At 52.4% G+C, this 8,829-nt stretch carries 13 protein-coding genes; 1 reads left to right on the forward strand and 12 read right to left on the reverse strand.

Translation table 11 applies throughout. The annotated features are described in order from the left end of the window. Positions 1-6: 6 nt before the first annotated feature. Genes V3224_RS19050 through V3224_RS19100 form a run of 11 tightly spaced genes read right to left on the reverse strand, consistent with a single transcriptional unit; the run spans position 7 to position 6,677 of the window. Entirely contained in the window at positions 7-636 is a 630-nt protein-coding gene (locus V3224_RS19050) for a LysE family translocator (RefSeq protein WP_334467749.1), read from the reverse strand. Continuing rightward, complete coding sequence (locus tag V3224_RS19055) at positions 633-875, reverse strand: hypothetical protein (RefSeq protein WP_334467747.1); 243 nt, start codon at positions 873-875, stop codon at positions 633-635. The genes V3224_RS19050 and V3224_RS19055 overlap by 4 nt, the downstream gene beginning before the upstream one ends. After that, complete coding sequence (locus V3224_RS19060; RefSeq protein ID WP_334467745.1) at positions 872-1,042, reverse strand: hypothetical protein; 171 nt, start codon at positions 1,040-1,042, stop codon at positions 872-874. Before V3224_RS19060 ends, V3224_RS19055 begins: the two co-directional genes overlap by 4 nt. Next, on the reverse strand, positions 1,039-1,569 hold the full coding sequence (locus tag V3224_RS19065) for a host-nuclease inhibitor Gam family protein (protein ID WP_334467744.1): 531 nt from the start codon (positions 1,567-1,569) through the stop codon (positions 1,039-1,041). The genes V3224_RS19060 and V3224_RS19065 overlap by 4 nt, the downstream gene beginning before the upstream one ends. 32 nt (positions 1,570-1,601) lie before the next feature. Beyond that, a complete protein-coding gene (locus V3224_RS19070) occupies positions 1,602-1,832 on the reverse strand; it encodes a hypothetical protein (RefSeq protein WP_334467742.1) in 231 nt (76 codons plus the stop codon). A 2-nt stretch (positions 1,833-1,834) separates the two neighbouring features. Next, the gene (locus V3224_RS19075; protein ID WP_334467740.1) at positions 1,835-2,137 is read right to left on the reverse strand and encodes a hypothetical protein; all 303 of its coding nucleotides are present in this window, start codon (positions 2,135-2,137) and stop codon (positions 1,835-1,837) included. Positions 2,138-2,148: 11 nt separating this feature from the next. Next, positions 2,149-3,303, reverse strand: coding sequence for an AAA family ATPase (locus V3224_RS19080; protein WP_334467739.1), 1,155 nt, complete (start codon positions 3,301-3,303; stop codon positions 2,149-2,151). 12 nt (positions 3,304-3,315) lie between these two features. Beyond that, entirely contained in the window at positions 3,316-5,103 is a 1,788-nt protein-coding gene (locus tag V3224_RS19085) for an integrase catalytic domain-containing protein (RefSeq protein ID WP_334467737.1), read from the reverse strand. Next, entirely contained in the window at positions 5,100-6,053 is a 954-nt protein-coding gene (locus V3224_RS19090; protein WP_334469234.1) for a DUF3102 domain-containing protein, read from the reverse strand. The genes V3224_RS19085 and V3224_RS19090 overlap by 4 nt, the downstream gene beginning before the upstream one ends. Before the next feature lie 12 nt (positions 6,054-6,065). Further along, the gene (locus V3224_RS19095; RefSeq protein WP_334469232.1) at positions 6,066-6,386 is read right to left on the reverse strand and encodes an IclR family transcriptional regulator; all 321 of its coding nucleotides are present in this window, start codon (positions 6,384-6,386) and stop codon (positions 6,066-6,068) included. Between the two features lie 57 nt (positions 6,387-6,443). Next, a complete protein-coding gene (locus tag V3224_RS19100; RefSeq protein ID WP_026821883.1) occupies positions 6,444-6,677 on the reverse strand; it encodes a hypothetical protein in 234 nt (77 codons plus the stop codon). Between the two features lie 139 nt (positions 6,678-6,816). On the opposite strand from V3224_RS19100, the gene V3224_RS19105 reads away from it, so the two are divergent. Beyond that, positions 6,817-7,854, forward strand: coding sequence for a helix-turn-helix domain-containing protein (locus V3224_RS19105; protein WP_334469221.1), 1,038 nt, complete (start codon positions 6,817-6,819; stop codon positions 7,852-7,854). A gap of 29 nt (positions 7,855-7,883) precedes the next feature. Here the strand turns inward: V3224_RS19105 and V3224_RS19110 are convergent, their stop codons facing one another. Next, on the reverse strand, positions 7,884-8,651 hold the full coding sequence (locus V3224_RS19110; RefSeq protein WP_334469218.1) for a DNA adenine methylase: 768 nt from the start codon (positions 8,649-8,651) through the stop codon (positions 7,884-7,886). Between the last annotated feature and the right edge of the window lie 178 nt (positions 8,652-8,829).

Consider the following 8,829-nt stretch of genomic DNA (forward strand, 5'->3'; position numbering starts at 1 on the left):
CCTCTTTCACTGAATTAAGGTCGGATGTTCAATAAAACAAAGGCTGACCGCAATGAACACCAAGAAACCGGCAAACAGGCGGTTTTGTTGTTTGCGGGTTTCGGGCGATTGAAAATAAGGCCGCAAGCGGGCGGCAATGAGCGCGTAAAGCGTCATCATCAGCGCATCGACCATTACCATCGTCAGAGTCATAAGGGTAATTTGTGGCCCTAACGATTGGGACGGATTAAGAAAGACCGGTAGTGTGGCAAGTAGGAAGGCGAGCGCTTTGGCGTTGGTGATATCGGTCAGAAAACCCCAGCAGAACCGTTGCGCACAGCGGGTCAATGTCACGACATCGTAAGCATCCATGATGACTGGTGCGCGCCAGGTTCGGTAGGCGGCAAACAGTAGCCAGAGTACGCTAATGCCTTTCAGTAACAGCCAGGCTGTCGCTGAAGCGCGCAACGCTTCCGTGCCTAGTGCCACAATGGGTACCATCAAGCCTAATGCGGTCGCCTGACCGGCAATAAGCGGTAGCGTCTTGCACCATCCCCGCTGGAAGGCATGGTTAAGCGTGAGGATAGCGCCAGCGCCGGGTAATACGGCACTGAGCAAGGCACCGCCTAAAAAAACTAACCAAAGGTCAAGGTTCATGGTTTATTTACCTCGTGCGTTTGATGATGGGGTGGTGTTGATGGCGACTTTGCCGTGATACCTTTTAGCGGCACGACATCCCAATTAAGTACCCAGGCGCTATACCGCTGTCCGCAGTGTGGACAGGTCAGTAACAGGTCAATCCCCCACTCGCCGCTTTCCGGTTGTTGGATGATCTCGGCCTGGGTAGGATTCAGGCGTCGCGTTGCCTGATGGCAGCTGATGCAGGTAATGGTCATAACGTGTTTTCCTTATCTAAGGCGACGATGAGTTCGGCCAATATCTCGAAGGCATTTTGAAATTCACAATACGCGGCGGCAGAATGGTCTGCCTGCAGGTGATGCATGGCGCGGTTTATGTGCCTTTCAATTTGGCGGCGCAGAGGTTTTATTTCCTGATAGCTCATGAGGTCACCTCCTGCTCGAAGGGCGTAATAATGAAATCCTCAAGCTGATTGCGAAACGTAATGCCGGGAATATTCAGTCGCTGGATAGTGTCCTGATTTTTGAGCAGGGCATTTTTATCAAGCTGTGCTTTGCGAATAATGCAGTCGGTCTGTCCGTTTTCTTCCAGCGCCTGAATGATATCATCCACCCCTTTTACCGAAACGGACGGTGGGCGGTTACGCCATGACACCTCGCCGGTTATCAGGTTGGCGGTTTTGGTTTTGCCGTTTTGGGTAAGCGCCTCACGGTTGGCCTCGCACCAGGTCTGGATACCTCTTTGCAACAGGGTGATGCGGGCTTTCCTGGCTTCAATATCAGCCGCATGTTGATGGGTTAACCGCGCAATTTCATCATTAATCTCTGTCTCCAGTCGGGTCATTTCCCGCTGGATATCGCCCAGATTTTTAATATCGTTTATTACCTGCTCACGGGTTTGCGGCGTGCAGGCACCCGCCGCGGCTTTAAGCCGCGTTATTTTCTTTGCCATCTTTTTTACCTTTTCATTAACAACGTCGGGAATTAAACGCGCTCGAAAATAATGTCTTCCAGGGCGTCACTGTGTTGAATATGCTCAAATAAATTCATGTTGTATCGGGTCGCGATTTCACCAAGACGCTGGTCTTGTTCATCAAAATCACGGCAGTTCTCGCAAATCGACAAATAGGTTTCATCGTCCTGTTCCGGCATATCGACGGTCTTTGCCAAATAAACCGATTGGCGAGCGGTAATACGGACAGGGCGTGTTGTCATGATTAACGTACCTCCCAGGTGATTCGGCAGTTATCTTGCAGGAACTGGTATTTTTCCCAGCGGCCCTGACGGTCAGTACCCAGGGCATAGCGAACGGCATGGCCGTTTTTATATAACGCATCACACCGTCGGTCATGCAGCAGGGTAAGGGTCGGACGGCTATAGCCATCAACGGTAAACTGACTGACGATAAAACCTTCCTGGCTGAGTTTATCCATCACCGACAGGCATTGCCTGAACTGCTGCTGGATGGCCTGGTAGGTCATCGCTGACGGGTTTTTAATGGTCACGGCGGGGTTCAGCATAAAAGCCTCCTTTAATGCACACTGTGAATAATATTGGCGTCGATAACCGGGATGGCGTTTTGCGCGGCCAGGTTCATGGCGGCGGTCAGCAGGTTGCCGATAGCCAAGGGGTAAAGCAGGCTGACCGGCGTGTCTTTTTTCGGGCGCAGCCAGCTTAGGCGTTGACGCAGTGCCGGTATCGCATCCGGGCCAAGGACTTTGCTAAGGTCGCCGCCGACGCGTTTAAACTTGAAATCAAGAAAGTCGTTCAAGTGTTCATCTAGCGGCGGCAGGTCAATTACCTCGCAGCGCTGTACCACTTCCCTGACCGCTAACAGGCGCTCGGATAACTTGTCGCCCAGTTCGGGTTGTCCCAGCAGGACGATGGACAGCAGTTTTTTAAAGCCGTCTTCCAGCTCAAAGAAGCGTTTAAGGTGCTTTAAGGTCGGGATGGGCAGGCAATGGGCTTCTTCAATCACCAGTACATGGCTGTACCCGGCGCGGCTGCTCTCTTTTAATAGTCGGTGTAGCTGACGAAAGCGGGCCTCCGGCGAGCGTTTGAGTTTTTCCAGTGGGGCCAGGGTATGGACAATAGCCTCGGCGAGACTGGCGGCTTTCAGGGTTTTGCCCTGATGGTCGTTGTCTTCCATCGCCAGCACGTAGGGTTCAATCACCACCACCGGGGCGTTTTCCCGATAGATGCGGTCAGTCAGGTCACGTCGCAGCGTGCTTTTACCCGAGCCGGATTCACCGATAACCGCGATAAAGCCGCCATAGCTGGCGGTCTGGTACAACGCCTCGCGCACATAACGACTTTCAGGGGTTAAAAACACATCTTCATGACCTTGTACCGCGTTGTCGTCAAATGGGGCACGAAACAGCCCAAAATGCTTTTTGGTGGCAGTCAGTAATACCTGTTTTTTCAGTAACATGGTGTCTTCCTCGTTGCTAGGTGGTGTGTGCTTTTCCTTGCTGCTGGATGTGACCCCGTCAAAGCAGTCGTCCGCCGCGATGCCCTGGTCACTTAGCCAGCCACGGATGCGGTGTTTTAGTGCGTCGGTATCCTGTTTCGGCCACTGATGGTGATTGACTATTTGCGCCAGCGTCGCCTCGGAAAGGTCAAGCGCACGGGCCAGTGCTGCCTGGGTCAGGTTGTGGTGTTGTAACAGGGTTTTGAGTTTCAGCATGATGGCCTCCCGTTAACCGTGACTGGCCAGACTGACCACCACCTCGGTGGACTGGGCCATCAGCTCATCACCCAGCGCGTCGACCTGGTCAGCGGGTATGCCGTCCGGGAAGCGTTGGGTTAGCGTGGTGTAAAATTCACTGCGCCAGGTCTTGCCCGCCGCCTGGAAACGCGCGCGCAACTGTTGAACCACCACGACCGGGTTTAAACGTTCTTCAAAACGTGGCGCGCAAACCGTGGAAGCCTGGCCCTGTTTGGGCAGGTAAATGGGTGGGGTATCGCGTTCATTGTCCAGATAAGGGTTAAAGCGACCGCCCAGTGGCAGCGCTTTGGCTTTTTGCGCGGCAGCGGTTTCGGTGGGACAGGTGGTGCCATACATCGCCTGCTCGACTTCCGCCAGATGGTGTTGCGCCGGGGTGTGGGGTAATGCCTTGAAGGATTCGCCTAATGTTGGGGCATTGAGGGGAAAACCGTACTCGTCTTTCACCACTTCCGGTACCCGGTAAAAGACTTCCATGCCGTCCTCATTGATTATCACCACCTGTGCTTCACTGTCGCGCCAAGGGTTACGGACTATCTGTAGCCAATCGTTGTTACAAACACCCGGCACACCCCTAACGTCATATTCTTTGCTCCCAAATGACACGCGAAGATAGTCATTGACCTTACGGTTTTCCGGCAGACTCACCGCCAGTTCGCGGCACACTTCAACGGGTGGTGCCTTGATTAACTGCTGCGGAGTGATCCGTAGCCAGCTGTCGGTACGGGTCATGCCGGTACGGCGATGCAGCGCGGTACGGTTATACTTTTTACGCCATAACCCGACCCGGTGGTTCAGTTCATCAATATTATCGACTTGCACAAACCGCAGGCCGGATTCAAAACTACACTCCAGAATATCGCGCGCCTTTTCCACTGAGCCGGTGGCGCGGGCATTACGGGCTTTATGGGCGATAAGTTGAATACCGAGGGTTTTGCACAGGTTGCGCATCGTGGCTGAGACCAGCGCGCAGCCGGGGTCGGTATAAAGGATACGCGGTACACCATGTAATACGTCGGCCCCACTGCGCTCCTGCATGGCATTAATCAGCACATCGGTAAAGTTTTGTGCCGTTTCGCCGCCGAAGCGGTACTCGGCGTAAATCCAGCCGCTGGTGTGGTCGGTCAGTTCAAATGACCAGACGCGGTCATTGACAATACGGGCCAGATTTTTGGGCTTGTTCTTGTTAAACTCGGCCTCACTCATCATGCGCAGGCCGCTATCGCGCGTGGTGCGCCCTTTGGCGGGATTTTTCAGGTAATAGAGCACACACAGCGACGCATCCAGCTGCCAGACATGATTGGGATGCCCGGTTTTTAATTGAACGCACGGGGCAGGTACCCGTAACTGGTTGGGATGCAGGCGATAATGGTACAGTGCCCGGCTGATGGCATCGACCGACAGCGGAAACCACTCGCCAGTTTCATTATCAATATACCCGGCATCAATCAGGTTGTTCGCCCGCAGGTCATTAACCGTTTGCTGTAGACTGTAGAGGCGTTTACCATTATTGCGTTCAGATTCCATGATGACGCCGGATATCAGCAGGGCTTCGTCGCGTGTCAGGGCGCTGGTACCATAATCCACCCGCTGCTTGCGCGGCGGTTTATAACTGACCTGTTTGATTTTTCGCAGCAGCGTGGCTTTGGAAATACCGAGTGCCTGACAGCCTGTCTGATACACCGCGTCTTTGCCGCCATGCCCGGCTCTTTCAGCAGTCTGGGCAATGGTTAACAGACGTTCGGTCAGGATGGGGTTCATTGCACCACCTCCTCGACATTATCCTGTCCGGTGCCGCGCAGGTGTTCCGGTAACTGAAAATCCGCATCGTCGGCATCCGCATCGGCTTTTGTCCAGTCAGGCACCAACGCTGATACTGCGTGGTGGGGTAACGAAAAATCACTACGTAACACATTGATTTCAAACTCAATATCATTAAGCAAGCCCGCTAAATAGTCGGCGTGGGATGTGATATCACCACTGTGGCTGCTCAGTTTTTCCAGCCCTTCCCGAAAGCGCCCCATTAATATGGCTTTAACATCAAAGCCCACCAGGCCAATTTCTTCACGGAGCTGGCGTATGCCTTCTTCCCCTAACGGGCGATGCTGATTAAGCAGGCGTTTTTCGCTCAGTTCATTGATCTTTTGATCTTTCTCATTGGCCAGACGGCGGCTGGCTTCAAGTGACTTTTCCGTTTTACGCAGTTTTGCTTTTAGTTCCCGCACCGACATGCGATCAACTTCGTCTAGCGTCAAGCCCGCAATGGTGCCGCCTTCGGCCAATTCCGCCAGATCATCGTCGTCTTCCAGCATGAGTTCATAGAGTTTTGAACGGCCTAAACCTGAAAACGTATTCACCTTTGACTCAAGTGTCGGTGAAAGATATTTCAATGCTGCTTGTGCCATTTTTCGTGCTATTCGATATTCAAGACCTAACTGCTCTTGTACTATCTTCATGAATGTTCCATGTGGCTCATTCTCCTTAAGAATAATCAGCCGTTTCCCCGCCTCCAGCATGGCTTCGGCACTTTGTGCCATATAGAAGCGCGCTTCATGCACAATGCGCTCGCGTTCATAGGGCAACCCCTCGCCGTACTTATCCATAATGGCCTGCTGATGTTCAGCCAGGGCATTAAGGTTGTTCATTAAATCCGGTGCCAAAGGCTGTTCGGGGGCAATTTCAGCCGTTATCGGTAACGCTTTTCTACCCATTATTTTTTCCTCTTACGGTTTTGACGCTGATGCTACGCAGCGGCCATGCCTTTCTGCCATCTTGATTTGCGCCCGTTCGGTTTCATCAAAAAAGGCCAGGGCAATCTGTATCAATTCCTCACCGAGGCCGTAATTCCCATTGAAGCGCTTCTCAATCATTCCTTCTTCCACTAAAAATGGCAGGGTGCGACTGATATTGGCCGCAGAGTCATTGATTAGCGCCGCCAGGGCTTTATTGGACAGGCCATCGCGGTAATGCCCTTTCATGGCTTTCAAAATACGCAGCGCCCGTCGTGTGCGTGAAGAAGGGTGCAGTAATAAGGTGTTTTTCATCGGATGCCTCTTTTTCATTAATGGAAATTGTGTTACCGTCAGTGAAACGGGCGAATGTTATTTTTTATGGCGCTTTTTTCCCGATGGCATGGGAGAACCCATTATCTGTTCAATCGCCTGTTTGATTTTGCGGGCTTCCCCGCGCCAGCCCTGGCAGGAGCCATCAAGCAACATATAAACCTGATAGGGTTTGAAGCCGGATTGGCGTGCCCACGCCGCCACCGTCGGGTAGTTCTGATAGACACGATCATAAAAATTGCGCTTAAAGTCGGCGGGGTGTTGCAGTGACATGGTGTTACCTCCGTCATAAAAAGTTAAAAATAAATATACAATGGCATTCAAAATAATGTAAAGTCTTTTTTGTTTGTTTTTGTATGTTCTTTATTGCCGTAAAAAACCACTGGCTGTTATCGGCCTAAAGGAGACCTGTATGGCAAAGAAAAAAGCGGCAACCAGCCTGTCTGTAACTACGGCGGACAATATCACGATTGCGGGGGGGGGGGGGGCAATTGCATACCCTGAAAAAAATGCAGAAAACAGCGCCCAACAGGAAGTAATGGCACGTTTTGGGGATGGGCTACCCTATGAACGGGAAAGGATTGTGCATGAAGCCCGCTTCTATATGGCGCAAAGTGCCGAAGCCATGCTGGAGGCGGGGAAACGGCTGATTATTCTTAAGGAGAATGAGCCACATGGAACATTCATGAAGATAGTACAAGAGCAGTTAGGTCTTGAATATCGAATAGCACGAAAAATGGCACAAGCAGCATTGAAATATCTTTCACCGACACTTGAGTCAAAGGTGAATACGTTTTCAGGTTTAGGCCGTTCAAAACTCTATGAACTCATGCTGGAAGACGACGATGATCTGGCGGAATTGGCCGAAGGCGGCACCATCGCGGGTCTGACACTGGATGATGTTGACCGCATGTCAGTCAGGGAGTTAAAGGCAGCGTTACGTAAAGATGAGGCAGCCCTTAAACGCAGTCAACAACTGGTCGCCGAAAAAGAGAAGCAACTGCAACAGCTAAGCCAGCAACTGGCGGGCAAAACCTCGTCGGTTGCTGCAAGCGATGAACAAACACCCGTTGATGCACAGCAGTGGGTCACGCTGACGCTAGAAGGCGTGGGAGAACGCCTCAAATCCGAGCGCCTGCGATTGGGGCTTAGCCAGGAAATCTTCGCCGAACGGTGCGGGGTTAAAAAGCTCACTCAATACAACTATGAAAAAAGCGAACGACATCCTGATGCGGGCTACTTAATCGCGGCGAAAGCGTTAGGAGTCGATCTTCTTTATGTGATGACTGGTGAGCGCAGCGATGAAGCCAGTGCGCTCGATGTAGTGCGGGATGAGGAAGAGGCAGAGGTATTAACTGCCTTTCGACATATTCCGGGTGAAACCCGCGAAGTGGCTAAACGCACCCTGACAGCAATGGCAGAGAAAAAAGCCGCCCGCAGCCGCGCATGACCCATCCCTCTCCGTTGCAGTGGAGAGGGTTATTTGACGGTAATAATCAGCTCACGTCGTTGGGTGGGCTGATTACTGCTAAGGCTATACCGAATCGGGACGCTCTCCATCGCAAAGCCTCGAAACACTGCCCGCATCTCGGGAATATCATTAACCGAAATAATCATCATGCCCGCTAGGTCTCGTCCCATCCCCGCCAGTTTTTCATATTGCGCCAGACCAAAATCCACGCCATAGCCCTCGGTCCCCCAATACGGCGGGTCGCAGTAAAACAGCGTGTGCGGACGGTCATAACGGGCAATGCAGCTGGCCCAGTCCAGCTGTTCTATGGTGGTGCGTGATAACCGCAGATGCGCGAGCGACAGCTCTTCTTCCATGCGTAACAGATTCAGGCGTGGCCCCGTGGTGGTAGTCACGCCAAAGGTGTGCGCCGCCACCTTACCACCGAACGCCTGTTTTTGCAGGTAGTAGAAGCGGGCTGCCCGCTGGATATCGGTTAAGGTCTCGGTCGGGGTCATTTTCAACCAGTGATACATCGCCCGGCTGACCAGCGCCCATTTAAACTGGCGCATAAACTCTTCCAGATGGTGTTTCAGCACCCGATAGAGATTGACCAGCTCACCGTTGATATCGTTGATGACCTCCGCTTTGCTGGGTGACTTCATAAAGAAGAGCGCCGCTGCGCCACAAAACGGCTCGACGTAGCAGGTATGCGCCGGGAAGCGCGGTAAAATCTGTTTTGCCAGCCGCCGTTTACCGCCCATCCAGGGCAGTATCGGTAAAAAATATTGTTGCATTCACTGTAAGCCTTTTTCACTAATGGAAATTCGTGTAGACTCTTTCCTGTTCTCGAGAACGGAAAGCGCCACGGTTGACTCACAGGGCGGGTCGCGCTTTTTCCCTTGCCCCATTCGGGGCAATTGCTGAGCGTAATCTAGCGACTACCGGCTATCCCCACTAGTAAACCGCTTTAAA

Origin of the sequence: Arsenophonus sp. PmNCSU2021_1, assembly GCF_036919435.1 — a bacterium.
Taxonomy (GTDB): Bacteria; Pseudomonadota; Gammaproteobacteria; order Enterobacterales; family Enterobacteriaceae; genus Arsenophonus; species Arsenophonus nilaparvatae.

What these genes read in the sequence shown, in the direction of transcription:
- V3224_RS19050 (WP_334467749.1), bottom strand. Translation starts at nt 636, where the DNA reads ATGAACCTTGACCTTTGGTTAGTTTTTTTAGGCGGTGCCTTGCTCAGT.
- V3224_RS19055 (WP_334467747.1), bottom strand. Translation starts at nt 875, where the DNA reads ATGACCATTACCTGCATCAGCTGCCATCAGGCAACGCGACGCCTGAAT.
- V3224_RS19060 (WP_334467745.1), bottom strand. Translation starts at nt 1,042, where the DNA reads ATGAGCTATCAGGAAATAAAACCTCTGCGCCGCCAAATTGAAAGGCAC.
- V3224_RS19065 (WP_334467744.1), bottom strand. Translation starts at nt 1,569, where the DNA reads ATGGCAAAGAAAATAACGCGGCTTAAAGCCGCGGCGGGTGCCTGCACG.
- V3224_RS19070 (WP_334467742.1), bottom strand. Translation starts at nt 1,832, where the DNA reads ATGACAACACGCCCTGTCCGTATTACCGCTCGCCAATCGGTTTATTTG.
- V3224_RS19075 (WP_334467740.1), bottom strand. Translation starts at nt 2,137, where the DNA reads ATGCTGAACCCCGCCGTGACCATTAAAAACCCGTCAGCGATGACCTAC.
- V3224_RS19080 (WP_334467739.1), bottom strand. Translation starts at nt 3,303, where the DNA reads ATGCTGAAACTCAAAACCCTGTTACAACACCACAACCTGACCCAGGCA.
- V3224_RS19085 (WP_334467737.1), bottom strand. Translation starts at nt 5,103, where the DNA reads ATGAACCCCATCCTGACCGAACGTCTGTTAACCATTGCCCAGACTGCT.
- V3224_RS19090 (WP_334469234.1), bottom strand. Translation starts at nt 6,053, where the DNA reads ATGGGTAGAAAAGCGTTACCGATAACGGCTGAAATTGCCCCCGAACAG.
- V3224_RS19095 (WP_334469232.1), bottom strand. Translation starts at nt 6,386, where the DNA reads ATGAAAAACACCTTATTACTGCACCCTTCTTCACGCACACGACGGGCG.
- V3224_RS19100 (WP_026821883.1), bottom strand. Translation starts at nt 6,677, where the DNA reads ATGTCACTGCAACACCCCGCCGACTTTAAGCGCAATTTTTATGATCGT.
- V3224_RS19105 (WP_334469221.1), top strand. Translation starts at nt 6,817, where the DNA reads ATGGCAAAGAAAAAAGCGGCAACCAGCCTGTCTGTAACTACGGCGGAC.
- V3224_RS19110 (WP_334469218.1), bottom strand. Translation starts at nt 8,651, where the DNA reads ATGCAACAATATTTTTTACCGATACTGCCCTGGATGGGCGGTAAACGG.